The organism is Tabrizicola sp. (genome assembly GCF_041913445.1).
Lineage (GTDB): Bacteria > Pseudomonadota > Alphaproteobacteria > Rhodobacterales > Rhodobacteraceae > Tabrizicola.
The window spans coordinates 1-14,782 of record NZ_JAYSFG010000041.1 but is presented as its reverse complement, the minus strand read 5'-3'; the positions used below and the strand labels follow the sequence as shown (position 1 = coordinate 14,782).

General features: G+C 67.5%; 17 protein-coding genes. 16 read left to right on the top strand and 1 reads right to left on the bottom strand.

Annotated elements, in window-relative coordinates; translation table 11 throughout:
* From ACE3Q6_RS21805 to ACE3Q6_RS21795, 3 genes are all read left to right on the top strand, one after another.
* On the top strand, positions 1 to 830 hold an 830-nt coding region (locus ACE3Q6_RS21805), incomplete at its 5' end, for a catalase-related domain-containing protein (RefSeq protein ID WP_374437130.1).
* Positions 831 to 865: 35 nt separating this feature from the next.
* Positions 866 to 1,105, top strand: a complete 240-nt coding sequence (locus tag ACE3Q6_RS21800) for a DUF378 domain-containing protein (protein WP_374437128.1) — start codon at positions 866 to 868, stop codon at positions 1,103 to 1,105.
* Positions 1,106 to 1,300: 195 nt separating this feature from the next.
* Entirely contained in the window at positions 1,301 to 2,131 is an 831-nt protein-coding gene (locus tag ACE3Q6_RS21795) for a YdiY family protein (protein ID WP_374437126.1), read from the top strand.
* A gap of 50 nt (positions 2,132 to 2,181) precedes the next feature.
* Here the strand turns inward: ACE3Q6_RS21795 and ACE3Q6_RS21790 are convergent, their stop codons facing one another.
* Positions 2,182 to 3,861 carry a sensor histidine kinase gene (locus tag ACE3Q6_RS21790; RefSeq protein WP_374437124.1) on the bottom strand — a complete coding sequence of 560 codons (1,680 nt, stop codon included), beginning with the start codon at positions 3,859 to 3,861 and terminating at the stop codon, positions 2,182 to 2,184.
* Positions 3,862 to 4,159: 298 nt separating this feature from the next.
* Here ACE3Q6_RS21790 and ACE3Q6_RS21785 point away from each other — a divergent pair, with 298 nt between their 5' ends.
* The 13 genes from ACE3Q6_RS21785 to urtB all read left to right on the top strand — a co-directional run bounded on the left by ACE3Q6_RS21785 (position 4,160) and on the right by urtB (position 14,635).
* Positions 4,160 to 4,972: an urease accessory protein UreD gene (locus tag ACE3Q6_RS21785; protein WP_374437122.1), complete on the top strand. Its 813-nt coding sequence runs from the start codon at positions 4,160 to 4,162 to the stop codon at positions 4,970 to 4,972.
* A 9-nt stretch (positions 4,973 to 4,981) separates the two neighbouring features.
* Positions 4,982 to 5,284, top strand: coding sequence for an urease subunit gamma (locus tag ACE3Q6_RS21780; RefSeq protein ID WP_374437120.1), 303 nt, complete (start codon positions 4,982 to 4,984; stop codon positions 5,282 to 5,284).
* 8 nt (positions 5,285 to 5,292) lie between these two features.
* A complete protein-coding gene (locus ACE3Q6_RS21775) occupies positions 5,293 to 5,469 on the top strand; it encodes a hypothetical protein (protein ID WP_374437118.1) in 177 nt (58 codons plus the stop codon).
* Positions 5,466 to 5,774, top strand: a complete 309-nt coding sequence (locus ACE3Q6_RS21770) for an urease subunit beta (RefSeq protein WP_374437115.1) — start codon at positions 5,466 to 5,468, stop codon at positions 5,772 to 5,774. Before ACE3Q6_RS21775 ends, ACE3Q6_RS21770 begins: the two co-directional genes overlap by 4 nt.
* 63 nt (positions 5,775 to 5,837) lie before the next feature.
* Positions 5,838 to 6,653, top strand: a complete 816-nt coding sequence (locus ACE3Q6_RS21765; RefSeq protein ID WP_374437112.1) for a cyclase family protein — start codon at positions 5,838 to 5,840, stop codon at positions 6,651 to 6,653.
* Positions 6,653 to 7,048, top strand: a complete 396-nt coding sequence (locus ACE3Q6_RS21760; protein ID WP_374437110.1) for a carboxymuconolactone decarboxylase family protein — start codon at positions 6,653 to 6,655, stop codon at positions 7,046 to 7,048. Before ACE3Q6_RS21765 ends, ACE3Q6_RS21760 begins: the two co-directional genes overlap by 1 nt.
* A gap of 131 nt (positions 7,049 to 7,179) precedes the next feature.
* Positions 7,180 to 7,494, top strand: coding sequence for an antifreeze protein (locus tag ACE3Q6_RS21755; protein ID WP_374437108.1), 315 nt, complete (start codon positions 7,180 to 7,182; stop codon positions 7,492 to 7,494).
* 8 nt (positions 7,495 to 7,502) lie between these two features.
* On the top strand, positions 7,503 to 9,209 hold the full coding sequence (gene ureC, locus ACE3Q6_RS21750; RefSeq protein WP_374437106.1) for an urease subunit alpha: 1,707 nt from the start codon (positions 7,503 to 7,505) through the stop codon (positions 9,207 to 9,209).
* Positions 9,210 to 9,212: 3 nt separating this feature from the next.
* Positions 9,213 to 9,731, top strand: coding sequence for an urease accessory protein UreE (locus ACE3Q6_RS21745; RefSeq protein ID WP_374437105.1), 519 nt, complete (start codon positions 9,213 to 9,215; stop codon positions 9,729 to 9,731).
* Positions 9,728 to 10,360 (top strand): urease accessory protein UreF, encoded by a 633-nt coding sequence (locus ACE3Q6_RS21740; protein WP_374437103.1) that lies wholly within the window; start codon positions 9,728 to 9,730, stop codon positions 10,358 to 10,360. The genes ACE3Q6_RS21745 and ACE3Q6_RS21740 overlap by 4 nt, the downstream gene beginning before the upstream one ends.
* Complete coding sequence (gene ureG / locus ACE3Q6_RS21735; protein ID WP_374437101.1) at positions 10,357 to 10,983, top strand: urease accessory protein UreG; 627 nt, start codon at positions 10,357 to 10,359, stop codon at positions 10,981 to 10,983. Before ACE3Q6_RS21740 ends, ureG begins: the two co-directional genes overlap by 4 nt.
* A 367-nt stretch (positions 10,984 to 11,350) precedes the next feature.
* On the top strand, positions 11,351 to 12,592 hold the full coding sequence (urtA, locus tag ACE3Q6_RS21730) for an urea ABC transporter substrate-binding protein (RefSeq protein ID WP_374437136.1): 1,242 nt from the start codon (positions 11,351 to 11,353) through the stop codon (positions 12,590 to 12,592).
* Positions 12,593 to 12,697: 105 nt separating this feature from the next.
* On the top strand, positions 12,698 to 14,635 hold the full coding sequence (gene urtB, locus ACE3Q6_RS21725) for an urea ABC transporter permease subunit UrtB (RefSeq protein WP_374437098.1): 1,938 nt from the start codon (positions 12,698 to 12,700) through the stop codon (positions 14,633 to 14,635).
* The last annotated feature ends 147 nt before the right edge of the window (positions 14,636 to 14,782 follow it).

Here is a 14,782-nt window from a genome sequence, read left to right as displayed (position 1 = left end):
CGCTGAAGGGCTACGTCAGCTATGCCGCGCCGGTCGAGGGGACCAAGGTCCGCATCCGGGCGGAAAGCTTCGCCGACCACTACAGCCAGGCGCGGCAGTTCTATATGAGCCAGACCGCGGTCGAGCAATGGCACATCCGCGACGCGCTGGTGTTCGAACTGGGCCGCTGCGAGCTTGCCCGCGTGCGGCGCGCCATCGTGGGCCACCTGCGCAACATCGACGAGGATCTGGCGGGAAGTGTCGCGGCGGGCCTTGGCCTGCCCGAGCTGCCTCCACCCGCCACGGCGGCCCGGCCGACCCGGCAGGACCTGCCGCCGTCGGACGCGCTGAGCATCCTGAAGAACGGCCCCATGAGTTTTCAGGGCAGAGTCATGGGCGTGATGATCTGCGACGGGTTCGACGGCACGCTGCTTGACCGGTTGACCGGCGCGGTGATGGCGGCGGGGGGTAAGGTCAAGCTGGTCGCCCCGCGGGTCGGCGGGGCGCTGGACGACCGGGGCGACCTGCGCGAGGCGCAGTTCAGCGTCCAGGGCGGAGCCTCGGTGCTGTTCGATGCGGTCGCGGTGCTGGTAGGCCCGGACGGCGAGGCGCAACTGGCGGCCCTTCCCGCCGCCCAGAATTTCCTGCGCGACGCGTTCGCGCACGGGAAATTCATCGGTCACGCGCTGGCCGGTGAGCTTTTCAAGGCCGCGGGCCTTGAGGGCAAGGCCGATGATGGCTGCTTCGACCTGGGTCTCGTGGACGACGGCGAGACGGTCGAAGCCTTCGTCAACTCTTGCGCGCGACTGCGGCACTGGACCCGGGTCGGCCTTGCGAAGACCTCCCCCTGATCACGACCAAATTCGCAATCAAGAAAGGAAACTTCATGCGGACGCTTACCACTATTGCTTTGATTCTTCTCATTGTCGGAGGGCTGAACTGGCTTGCCGTCGGCGCGGCCCAGGTGGACCTCGTGGCCCTTCTCTTCGGCGGGCAGGACTCGCCGCTCGCCCGGATCGTCTACGTCCTGGTCGGGATCTCGGCGCTGATCGTGCTGTTTGCGCTGCCCCGCCTGATGGCCGACTACCGGCATCCGATGGGCGAAGTGCCACACACCCGGCCCTGATCTTCGGATCAGCGACAAGGGGTCCGCCACGGCGGGCCCCTTTTTCATCCGCCGGCGCATGTGGTGCACAAATGGCACAACCGCCGGTGACGTGGCCCCCGACCGGAACACGGCCCCGGGCCACCTGTTGGTCGAAGTGACGGCCTCTCGGGAACAGGCCCGGCGCAGGTCGCCGTCGTCAGGAAAGGAACCGACATGACCAAGACACTCGCCCTGGCCGGGGCAAGCTGGATTGCGCTTTTCGCAGCAGCCGCCACGGCCCAGACCACGATCACCGGCATCGAAGACGTGGACGACCGCATCACCGACATCGAGGAAACCGCCACGGACGAGATCGAACGCTCCGACGACCCGCTGCGCTATGGCAACCCAAATGAGCAGCCTGGCTTCTCGGGGTCGGCCTCGCTGTCCTATTCCGGCAAGACCGGCAACAACGAGTCGCAAGAGCTGAGTGTCAGCACCCGGCTGCGCTATGCCACGGGTCCGTGGGTCCAGACGCTGGGCGTGGCACTGGACTTCGCCGAGGACGATGTCGAGCGGACGAAGGAAGACGCGCTGATCGTCTATGACGCGAACTACTACTTCGACGACCGCTTCTACGCCTTCGTCCTTGGCCGGGCCGAGATCGACGGCCTCGCGGACGAGGCGGACGAGATTGAGACCGATGCCTTCATCGGCGTGGGTCCGGGCTACCGGGTCATCAACGAACAGGACATGACCTGGCGCGTGCAGGCTGGGGTCGGCGTCAGCTACCTGCGCGACGGCCTGGGCGACAGCGACACCGAAGAGGGCGTCATTGCCAGCTCGCGGTTCTTCTACCGCTTCTCGCCGGAGGTCTTCATGACCAACGACACCGACGTCCTGCACTCGGGCGACAATGTCCTGCGGGTCAACAACGACCTTGGCGTCAGCTTCCAGATGAGCGACGTCCTGTCCACGCGGGTCAGCTACGTGACCGACTACAACGAGGCGCGGGACATCCGGACCGACAATCGCCTGAGCCTGGCGATCGTCTACGGCTTCTGACCGGGCGGGGGCGGCTTTCCGGTCGCCCCCACACCTGTCCGCCCCCGGCCCTATGCCTCCTTCGCCACCACCGCATCGGCCGGGGCGGTCAGGCGGCAGACCAGGCCCTGCGGTTCATGGGTGATCTCGACCACCCCGCCAGTCTGCGCCGAGAGCGCATGGCGGATGACTTTCGAGCCGAAGCCGGTCCGTTCCGGCCTGGTGACCGTCGGACCGCCGACTTCGGTCCACAGAAGCGAGAACACCTGCCCCTTCGCACCCGGCTCGATCGCCCATTCGATGTTGATCCGGCCGCTGTCGTTGCTGAGCGCCCCGTATTTCACGGCATTGGTGCAAAGTTCGTGGATCGACATGCCAAGCGCCGTGGCAACGTTGCCCTTCACCACCAGGTCCGGCCCCTGCGCCTTTACCCGACCCTTCGCGTCGCCGATGAAGGTCGCGACCCCGTTCATGATCAGACTCCGCAAGGGCGTGCTGGTCCAGCCGGACTGCTTGAGCAGGCGGTTGGCCTCGCTGATCGCGTTCAGCCGGTCGGAAAAGACATTGAGCGCGGCCGTGCTGCCAGGGTCGGTGAAGGTCTGGCGGGCGACGGCCTGGATGGTGGCAAGGAGGTTCTTCTCGCGGTGCTCGAGCTCGTCCCGCATCAGGTCGCGGGCCTCGTCGGCTTTCTTCCGGGCCTCGCGGTTGGCCAGCACCTCGGTCATGAAGGCGTCAAGCGCCGATCCGGCACCGCCGATCTCGCCATCTGCAACGCCCATTCCCGTCCGCGCCGATGTGTTCCCGTTCCGCCAGGCGGTGATCGTGTCGATGAGGACACCGACGGGCCGCGCGATGAACACCCGGGCCGTGTAGAACGCCAGGACAACCGCCAGCGCCGTCCCCAGAAGCGCAAGGCCAAGCGCCTGGAATGCGACCACACGCATCGTCGCCAGGCCCTCGGCGATGGAGTAGCCGGCACTGATGTAAAGGCCCGATGCGTTCGCGGCAGGAGGGAAGTAGCCAACGATGCGCGGCGTACCGTCCTGACTCAGCATGTCCATCGACCCCGGCCTTGCCTCTTCCAGAAGCGGCAGGAACTCGGGCCGGATCTTGGTGCCGACGAAGCGCTCCGGTTCGGGAACGCGGGCCAGGATGGTGCCGGTGCGGTCCACGATGGTCAGCGAGTTGCCCGGCGCCAGCGAGCGGCGCTGGAGCCGCCGTTCCATCCACAAAAGGTCCAGATGAGCAATCGCGATGCCCGGCATCTGGCCTGGCCCTGTGCCGACCCGAAGTGCGGTCGGCAGGCGAGGAGCGTCATTCGTGCGCGTCCGGTGGAAGTGCCCGGTCACCAGGCGCTCCTCGGTCGCCGACGCCAGAAGGTCCGCAGACACCGGGTCCAGGTTCTGGACCGGGACGGAACTGCAGCGGACCGTGCCGTCCAGATTCAGGACGTAAAGCTCGGCGATGAACTGGACGGACGTGGCCGCATCGGCCAGAAGCGTATTGCAGGCCGCATCCGCGTTGCGCACGACAGGCGCTGCGGCAAGCGTTCGCAACACGCTTTCCAGGCCTGCAAGTGTCTGTTCGACTTCCAGCGACACGAGTTCCGCTGTGCGCAGGGCATCGGCGTGAAGGTCGGCGGTCCGGTCGCGCTGGACGGTCACCACGTTGGATATGGCGATGGCCACGGCCGGCAGCAGCGCCACGGCGGTGACCAAGAACAGGCGTGACGACAGCGACTTCAGCCGCACCAGACGCCCCTCCCCCACGCAGTCTCGGCATACTCGCAATTTTCCAAGCCAATACAATCGAAATCTGTCCATATGTAGCCAAATGCGACAACCAATGGTTGTAGGTGGCGTGATCCGGGCACAGGGTCGGAAAACCTGCGGCGCGGGGTTCGCGACGTGGCGCAAACTTGTGCAGTCCGCCCGGTTTTGCAGCAACTCAACGGCTTTGCAGGCGGTACGCCCCGCGCCCAGCGGTTTCGTGAAAGACCGGGCGGCGGTCAGTCCCTAGCTCTGGAAACGACGCCGCCGAAATAGCCCCATGACCGCTTGCCCTGCCCTCCGCCCCGAACGCAGCCACGGCGCTGCCCGCCTGTCCTTCCGCCGGACCGGGGCCTGGACGAAGCTTGCCGTGCTGCACCAGTCCGGCTCGGCCAAGGCCTTCATGCATCCGACGGGTCGGGGGCCAGAGGTCGTGTTCCTGAACACCTCGGGCGGGATGACCGGCGGCGACCGGCTGGCCTTCGGGCTGACGCTGGACGCGGGCTGCCGGGTCACGGCCACCACCCAGACGGCCGAACGCGCCTATCGCAGCGCAGATGGCGTAGCCGAGGTCGAGATCCGGCACGAGGTCGGCCCCGGCGCGCATCTGGATTGGCTGCCGCAGGAGACGATCCTGTTCGACCGCTCCGCCCTGCAACGGCGGACCACGGTTGCACTTGTCGCCGACGCCTCCTGCCTGGTCCTGGAGGCCGTGGTCCTGGGCCGCGCCGCGATGGGCGAGGTGGTGCGCGACCTGAACTTCTTCGACCGGCGCGAGGTTCTGCGCGACGGCAAGCCGGTGCTGGTCGAACCCCTGCGCCTCGGCTCGGCCGCTCTGGGTGCGGGAGTTGGCGTCCTGCAGGGCGCGCGGGCCTTTGCCTCGCTGGCCTTGGTTGGGCAGGGGGCCGAGGCCGCGCTGGGCCCGGTCCGCGCGGTTCTGGATGAACCGGGGGTCAACGCCGGTGCCTCGGGTTTCGACGGCAAGCTGACGGTCCGGCTGATGGCGGCGGATGGCTGGCCGCTGCGCCGGCAGCTGTTGCGGCTTCTGGCGGTATTGCGCGAGGGGCCCGTGCCCCGCGTCTGGCAGATGTGAGGAGAGACGATGAACCTGACCCCCCGTGAGCGGGAAAAGCTTCTGGTCAGCGTCGCGGCGATGGTCGCGCGCGGCCGGCTGCAGCGCGGCGTCAAGCTGAACCACCCCGAGGCGGTGGCGCTGATCACCGATTTCGTCGTGGAAGGTGCCCGCGACGGCCGTTCGGTCGCCGACCTCATGGAAGCGGGCGCGCATGTCATCACCGCCGACCAGTGCATGGCGGGCATCCCCGAGATGATCCACTCCGTCCAGGTCGAGGCGACGTTCCCCGACGGGACGAAGCTTGTCACCGTCCACCACCCGATCCGCTGAGAGACCCCATGAAACGCATCCTGCCTGCCGCCCTTGTCCTTGCCTCGCCCGCGCTGGCCCACCCCGGAGACCACCGGACCGATGGCCTGATGCACTTCCTGTCAGAACCCGACCACGCGGCCCTGATCGCGCTGGGCGCGGCGGTGCTGGGCTATGCGGTCTGGAAGCTGTGGTCACGGTCATGATCCCAGGCGAGATCCTGCCCGCCGAGGGCGACATCGAGTTGAACGCCGGCCTGCCGGTCACCGTGCTGATGGTCGCCAACACCGGCGACCGCCCGGTGCAGGTGGGCAGCCACTACCATTTCGCCGAGACGAACGCAGCCCTCTCCTTCGACCGCGAGGCGGCGCGGGGCCAGCGGCTGGACATCCCCGCCGGGACCGCGGTGCGCTTCGAGCCGGGGCAGGCGCGGGAAGTGCGGCTTGTCCCCTACGGCGGGGCCCGGGTGGTCTACGGCTTCAACCAGAAGGTGATGGGACCCCTGGGATGACGCTTGACGTGCGGGGCAGGGCAGGAGGACGCTGGTCGTTCCAACCAACAGGGAGAACGACCCATGTGTGACGCCTGCCTGATCGAAAACATCAAGTCCTCGATGCTGTCCCGCCGTGCGCTGTTCACCGGCGCGGCCGCGACCACTGCCGCCGTGGTGGCCTCGGGCCTGACCACGGCTCAACCCGCCCTCGCGCAGGCCGCGGGAAAGGTCGTCGACCTGACCCACGCCTATGACGGCAGCTTCCCCACCTTCGACGGCAATCCCGGCATCCTTTACGAGCCCGCCGTCAAGTTCGAAGGCAACGGCTACCAGCTGTGGAAGCTGACGATCTACGAACACACCGGCACCCATATCGACGCGCCCCTGCACTTCACTGCCGACGGCACCTCGGTCGCCGACCTTGCGCCTGAGCGGCTGGTCTGCCCGCTCTGCGTTCTCGACCTGACGGCGAAGGCCAAGGACGACGCCAACGCGATGGTCGAACCGGCGGACATCGAGGCCTGGGTCTCGGCCAATGGCGAGATCCCGGCGGGGGCCTGCGTTGCGATGAACTCTGGCTGGGCCGCAAAGGTCGCAACGCCGGAATTCCGAAATACGCCCGACGGCAAGCTTGCCTTCCCCGGCTTTTCCAAGGCTGCGACGGACATGCTGGCGGGGATGGACGTGGCCTGCATCGGGGTCGACACCTTGTCCCTGGACCCGGGCAACTCCGCCGATTTCGCCGTGCATTTCTCGTGGCTCCCCGGCGGGCGCTTCGGGATCGAGAACATGGCCAACCTCGACCAGCTTCCGGCTGCCGGGGCGACGGTCTTCATCGGCGCGCCGAAGCACAAGCAGGGCACCGGCGGCCCGGCCCGCGTCATGGCGGTGGCGTGATGGCGGTTGTCCCCCTTCTGCGGGACGAGGAGGCGGGGGCCGAGGCCCTCGCCGTCTTCGACGACATCCGGGCGAAGCGGCAGACCGACTACGTCAACAACTTCTGGCGCGCCCTGGCGCATGACCCGGCGACGCTGAGGGCGACGTGGGACCGGGTGCAGCAGGTGATGGCCCCCGGCGCGCTGGACCCCTTGGTGAAGGAGCTGATCTACGTCGCCGTCTCCACCGCCAACGGCTGCGACTATTGCGTCCATTCGCACACCGCGGCGGCGAAGGCCAAGGGCATGACCCCCGCCATGCATGGCGAGCTGCTGGCGGTCATCGCGCTTGCCAGCCAGACCAACGCGCTGGCCACGGCGCTGTCGGTCCCGGTCGACGAAAGGTTCCTGGCATGAGGGTCTGGGGCACTGGACACCAAGTCGTGACCGTGCGGTCGGGCCGGACTTTCACGTCCCGGCGTTACCTCTTAGCCCGTCCCGCTGGCGCCATCCCGGTGCCGGTCGGCGCGCGGCTATAGGAGAGCCCCATGTACCCGATGATGACCCCGGCCCAGATGATCGAGCTGTCGATGAAGACCGGCATGATGCTGATGGAAGCGCAGATGGTGATCGGCATGCGGATGATGGGGATGGCGGGCCTCTGGCGCGTCCTGCCTAGCGAGAACGCCCGCATGTCCTCGGAAAAGGTCTCGGCCATGGGCGAGGCGGCGCTTGCCACCGGCCACGCGATCATGACCGGCGCATCCCCCGCGAAGATCGCCGAAGCCGCCCTGAAACCCGTCGCCCGCGCGACCAAGTCCAACGTCAAGCGCCTGGCCCGTCGCGGGCCCGGCAAACCCTAGAGGTCCCGATGCCCGCCCTGATCTCCCGCGCCTCCTATGCCAGCATGTACGGCCCCACCACCGGCGACCGGCTGCGGCTGGGCGATACCGACCTGATCGTCGAGGTGGAACGCGACCTCACCACCTATGGCGAGGAGGTGAAGTTCGGCGGCGGGAAGGTGATCCGCGACGGGATGGGGCAGTCGCAGGTCTCCCGCGCACGGGGCGCGATGGACACGGTGATCACCAATGCACTGATCATCGACCATACGGGCATCTACAAGGCCGACGTGGGCCTGCGCGACGGGCGGATCGCGGCCATCGGCAAGGCGGGGAACCCCGACACCCAGCCCGGCGTGTCCATCGTCATCGGACCCGGCACCGAGATCATTGCGGGCGAGGGGCGCATCCTCACGGCAGGCGGGATGGACGCGCATATCCACTTCATCTGCCCGCAGCAGGTCGAAGACGCGCTCCATTCCGGCATCACCACCATGCTCGGCGGCGGCACCGGTCCAGCGCATGGCACCTTGGCGACGACCTGCACCCCCGGCCCCTGGCATCTGGGCCGGATGATCCAGGCGGCGGACAGCCTGCCGATGAACCTGGCCTTCGCGGGCAAGGGCAACGCCAGCCTGCCCGAGGGGATCGTCGAGCAGGTCCGCGGCGGCGCGGCGGCCTTGAAGCTGCATGAGGACTGGGGGACCACCCCCGGCGCCATCGACTGCTGCCTTTCCGTCGCCGACGAGATGGACGTGCAGGTGATGATCCACACCGACACGCTCAATGAATCGGGGTTCGTCGAGAACACCCTCGCCGCCTTCAAGGGCCGTACGATCCACGCCTTCCACACCGAAGGCGCGGGCGGGGGCCATGCGCCGGACATCATGAAGGTGGTGGGCTGGCAGAATGTGCTCCCGTCCTCCACCAACCCGACGATGCCCTACACGGTCAACACCGTGGAGGAACATCTCGACATGCTGATGGTCTGCCACCACCTCGACAAGCGCATCCCCGAGGACGTGGCCTTCGCCGAAAGCCGCATCCGTCGCGAGACGATTGCGGCCGAGGACGTGCTGCACGACATGGGGGCGTTCTCGGTGATCTCGTCGGACAGCCAGGCGATGGGCCGAGTGGGCGAGGTCATCACCCGCACCTGGCAGACGGCGCACAAGATGAAGGTCCAGCGCGGCCGGCTGGCGGAGGAGCAGGGCGCGAACGACAACCTCCGCGTCCGCCGCTACATCGCCAAGTACACGATCAACCCGGCCATCGTGCACGGGATCAGCCAGCACATCGGCAGCGTCGAGGTCGGCAAGCGGGCAGACCTCGTCCTCTGGAACCCCGCCTTCTTCGGTGCCAAGCCCGAGATGGTGCTGATCGGCGGCATGATCACCGTGGCGCAGATGGGGGACCCGAATGGGTCGATCCCCGTCCAGCCGATGTATTCCCGGCCCATGTTCGGCGCGCTTGGGCGGGCGGTGGAACGCTCGGCGGTGGTGTTCGTGTCGAAGGTCGCGCAGGAGGATGACCTGCGGGGCCGCCTCGGCATCGCCAAGGACACGCTGGCGGTGGAGAATACGCGCAACATCCAGAAGCGCGACATGATCCATAACTCGGCCACCCCGAAGGTCGAGATCCACCCCGAAACCTACGAGGTCCGCGCCGACGGCGAGGTCATCACCTGCGCCCCGGCGAAGGAGCTTCCCCTCGCGCAGCGCTATTTCCTGTTCTGACCCATGACCACGCTCCTGAAATCCGCCCCGCCGCTCGCGCATGACCGCGTCGTGATGGACTACGATCAGCGCCTGATGCGGCGGAAGCTCTTGACCACCCAAGGCGGGCGCGAGTTCCTGGTGGACCTCCCCTCGGTCACCAACCTGGACGACTACTGGGGCTTCCAGGTCGACGGGCTGAACATCGAGATCGTCCCCGCGCCGGAATCCGTCCTGGTCATCACCGGCGACCTCACCCGCCTCGCCTGGCACATCGGCAACCGCCACACGCCCTGCCAGATCCACGCCGACCGCCTGGTCATCCGCGAGGATCACGTGCTGGAACGGATGCTCCAGGGCCTTGGCGCGACGATCCGGCGCGAGAGCCTGCCCTTCAAGCCCGAGGGCGGCGCCTATGGTCACGGCCGCACGATGGGCCACTCGCACGGCGACGACCATTCCCACGACGAGGCCGCTCAGTTCGGCTGGCACCACCACGGCGACGGGCAGATGCATTTCCATGCGCCGAAGGGCGCAAAGTGACGGCGCTTCTGACCCTTGTGCAATGGCTCTCCCCGGCCTTCCCGACCGGGGCCTTCGCCTACAGCCACGGGCTGGAACGGGTGATCGCGGCGGGGGACGTCACCGACGCGGCCAGCTTCGAGGAATGGCTGCGAAACATCCTCCACCACGGAGCGGGCTGGCAGGATGCGGTGCTGCTGACCCATGCGTTGGCTGAGGGCGCCGATCACGACGCGCTGGACGTCCTGGCCCGCGCCCTTGCGCCTTCGGCCGAGCGCCTGCAGGAGAGCGCCGAACAGGGTGCGGCGCTGGCGCGGATGGTGTCCGGCCTCATAGGCCGGGCCCTCCCACCCCGGATGCTTCCCATCGCGCTTGGCGAAGCCGCCGCGCCGCTCGCGCTGCCCCCGGGACAGGTCGCGCAGCTCTACCTCCAGAACTTCGCCGGCAACCTTGTCACCATCGCCACCCGCCATGTCCCGCTTGGCCAGACCGAGGGGCAGGCGGTGCTCGCCCGCCTTCTGCCCGAGATCGAACTCCTCGGCACCTGGGCGGCGGTGGCGAGCCTGGATGACCTCGGCAGCTGCGCGCTGGCTGCCGATCTTGCCGCCTTCCAGCACGAAACCCAGGACGTAAGGATCTTCCGCACATGACCCACGGCCCCCTCCGCGTCGGCATCGGCGGTCCCGTCGGCGCCGGCAAGACCACGCTGACCGAGAAGCTTGCCCGCGCGCTTGGCCCCCGGCTGTCGATGGCCGTCATCACCAACGACATCTACACGCGCGAGGACGCCGAGGCGCTGACCCGCGCCCAGGTCCTGCCCGCCGCCCGCATCCGGGGGGTAGAGACCGGCGGCTGCCCCCACACCGCGATCCGCGAGGATGCGTCGATCAACCTCGCCGCCGTGGCCGACCTGAACAGCGCGTTCCCCGACCTCGACCTGATCCTGATCGAGAGCGGCGGCGACAACTTGGCTGCCACCTTCTCGCCCGAGCTTGCGGACCTGACGATCTACGTCATCGACACCGCCGCCGGGCAGGACATTCCCCGGAAGCGCGGGCCGGGGGTGACGAAGTCCGACCTTCTCGTCGTGAACAAGACCGACCTCGCCCCGCATGTGGGTGTCGACCCGGTGCTTCTGGAGGCCGACACGGCCCGGGCAAGGGGCGTGCGGCCCTATGTGATGGCCCAGCTGCGCCACGGCAAAGGCGTGGATCAGGTCGTCGATTTCATCGTCCGACACGGCGGGCTGCGGCTGAAAACTGACGCTGCGTAAACGCGACTCAACTCGCGCTAATGGCGGGCGGAAGGGAGCCTCCTTTCCGCCCGATGCCTTTTCCACAGGCCGATTGCCCGCCGCGCAGGCGATGCGCTCTATGCGCACTGCCTGATTTCTGCGCTGCAGCATCCGGCGCCGCCCAAATTTCAGCCGTCCGCCTTGCCTTCGGTTGCCAAAGTCCCCCGCGGACTATGCGCCCAAGGCCCTCCCGGCTTTCCTGTCCCCAGCCAAGGCCAACGGTCCAAGGCCAGAGAAGACCGCGAAGTCCAACCGCCCGGCCCTGCCCGGGCCAACGAAACAGGGGATAGTCACGATGAAACTCACCAGACGCACGCTTCTGTCCAGCGCCGCTGCTGCCGCTGCGATGACCATGCCGCGCTTCGCCTTCGCGCAGGCCGAGACGATCAAGGTCGGCGTGCTGCACTCGCTTTCGGGCACGATGGCCATTTCCGAGACGACGCTGAAGGACACCATGCTGATGCTGATCGAACAGCAGAACGCCAAGGGCGGTCTTCTCGGCAAGCAGCTGGAAGCGGTGGTCGTGGACCCGGCCTCGGACTGGCCCTTGTTCGCCGAGAAGGCGCGCGAACTCCTCACCGTGTCGAAGGTCGACGTTATGTTCGGCTGCTGGACCTCGGTCTCGCGGAAGTCGGTGCTGCCGGTCATCGAAGAGCTGAACGGCCTCCTGTTCTACCCCGTCCAGTACGAAGGCGAGGAATCGTCGAAGAGCGTCTTCTACACCGGCGCCGCGCCGAACCAGCAGGCGATCCCGGCGGTGGATTATTACCTGAACGAACTTGGCGTGCAGAAGTTCGCGCTTCTCGGCACCGACTATGTCTACCCCCGCACGACGAACAACATCCTGGAAGCCTACCTGATCTCCAAGGGCATCCCGAAGGAAGACATCTTCGTCAACTACACCCCGTTCGGCCATTCGGACTGGTCGAAGATCGTGGCCGACGTGGTGGCCCTTGGCGCGGACGGCAAGAAGGTCGGCGTCATCTCGACCATCAACGGCGACGCGAACATCGGCTTCTACAAGGAACTGGCGGCCGCCGGCGTTTCCGCTGACACCCTGCCGGTCGTCGCCTTCTCGGTCGGCGAAGAGGAACTGTCGGGTCTCGACACCTCGAACCTCGTCGGCCACCTCGCGGCCTGGAACTACTTCATGTCGGCGGACACCCCCGAGAACAAGGCGTTCATCGAGGCGTGGAAGGCCTTCATCAAGGACGACAAGCGCGTCACCAACGACCCGATGGAAGCCCATTACATCGGCTTCAACATGTGGGTGAACGCGGTGACCGAGGCGGGCACGACCGAGGTCGACGCCGTGCGCGAGAACATGTGGGGCCAGAAGTTCCCGAACCTGACCGGGGGCATCGCCGAGATGCTGCCGAACCACCACCTCACGAAGCCCGTGCTGATCGGCGAGATCCGCGCCGACGGGCAGTTCGACATCATCAGCCAGACCGAGCCGGTCGCGGGCGACGCCTGGACCGACTTCCTGCCGGAATCGGCGGTGCTGGATGCCAACTGGAAGGACCTCCAGTGCGGCATGTACAACACCGAGACCAAGACCTGCGTCCAGTTGACCTCGAACTACTGAGGTCGTCTATCGCGCGACCTTGGACACAAGCGCCCCTCTCCCCTTGGGGGAGAGGGTAGGGTGAGGGGGAAACCCCCTCTCCCACCCCAGAACCCCGGACATTCCATGCGCCTGACCGCCTTCCTCCTTGCGGCCATCTGTTGGCTTGCGCCCCTCCCGGCCCTCGCGCAAGAGGCCGCTGGAATCGTCGAAGCCAACCGCGCCCAGATCGAGAAACCGTCGCGCCAGACCATCGGCCCGGTAATCGCCGAACTGGCCGCCTCGGGCGACCCGATGGCCGACGACATCCTATCCGCCTGGGCCGACAAGCGGCTTGTGATCCGCAAAGCCGATGGGGCGATGTTCGTGGCCGCGCCCGAGGGCGACGGCTTCGCCCTGACCGCGCTGGACGGCACGCCCGCCGGGACGGCCGCCAAGGCCGACCTGACCGAACTCAAACCCAACGCCGGCGTCCGCGGACTGATCGCCACCGCCCTGGTGCAATTCACCCTCTCGGACCCGGATCCGGCCAAGCGCCAGGCCGCGCTGACCTCCATCGCGCAGGACCCGACCGCCGACGCGCTGGAGCCCTTGCGGGCCGCCATTGCGACCGAGGAAGACCCTGCCCTGAAGGCGCAGAAGGAGCGGCTGGAACGCCTCTTGACCCTGCGCTTCGACCCCTCGTCCGAGGCCCGCGTGGCCGCCATCGACAGCTTTGGCGCGGACCTCGGGCTTGACCTTCGCGCCGCGCTGAACCCGCTCGTGGCTACCACCCGCATCGCCTCGGCCACGCCTCCGCAAGCCAACATCGCCCGCGAGCTGCGCCTTGGCGCCGACATCCCCGAGGACGAGGCCTATGCCCTTCTCGTCGCCGCCAACCTTGCCCCCGCCCGCCTGACGCTGGAGGAACAACGCGCGGCGCTGCTCGCCAACCTGAAGGACGGGACGGTCGGCGGCATTCCGGTGGCAGACCTCAACACGCAAGAGGCCCGCGACCGCGCCTACACCGCGCTGGAAGCGTCCGGCGCCGTGCCCGTCGCCGCCACGGACGACGAGGCGACCGCCGCCCTTGCCAACGCGAAGTTCTTCGAAGTCTACGCCGAGCCTGACCCCGCCGTGACCTCTGCCGCCCAGGCAGCGCTGGCCCGTATCGGCACCAAGGTGGGCGTGATGCAGATCGCCGACCTCGGCCTCGACGCGCTCTCCCTTGCCTCGATCTATTTCCTCGCCGCCATCGGCCTTGCCATCACCTTCGGCGTCATGGGCGTGATCAACATGGCGCATGGCGAGTTCATCACCATCGGGGCCTACACCGGCTTCGTCGTCCAGCTGTTCGTGCCCGACTATACGCTGTCGATCCTGATCGCCCTGCCCCTGGCCTTCGCGGTCACCTTCGCGGCCGGTGTGGCGATGGAACGGCTGGTGATCCGCCACCTCTACAAGCGCCCGCTCGAGACGCTGCTGGCCACCTTCGGCATCTCCATCGCACTGCAGCAGATCCTGAAGAACGTCTTCGGAACTCAGGCGCGCCCCCTCACGGCTCCCGGCTGGCTGGATGGCGCGCTGGTGATCAACGATGTCGTTTCGATCAGCTATATCCGAATCGCGATCTTCGTCCTGGCGCTGATCTTCCTGGGCTTCTTCCTCTGGCTGATGAAGCGCACCCGCCTTGGCCTCGAAGTCCGCGCCGTGACGCAGAACCCGGCGATGGCGGCCAGCATGGGGATCAACCCCGACCGGATCAACATGCTGACCTTCGGCTTGGGCAGTGGCATCGCAGGCATCGCCGGGGTGGCCATCGGACTTTTCGCCAAGGTGACCTCCGAGCTTGGGACGGACTACATCGTCCAATCCTTCATGACCGTGGTGGTGGGCGGCGTCGGCAACATCTGGGGCACGCTCGCCGGGGCCACGATGATCGGCGGACTGCAGAAGGTGATCGAGTTCTTCAACCCCTTCAACACGCTGGCTGCGCAGACCTACATGATCCTCTTCATCATCCTCTTCATCCAGTTCCGGCCCCGCGGGATCATCGCGCTGCGTGGCCGGGCGGTGGGGGATTGATGCAAATGACCCGGATCCTCGCCGTCACTCTGGCCCAGGCCGCAAGCCCCCCCCCCCCCGGCCCCCCCCCCCCCCCGGGGGGGGGGACCCATACCGGCGCCCGCGCCGCTCAGCCCGGGGGCCCCCCCGGGACCGCCCCCGAGGCAC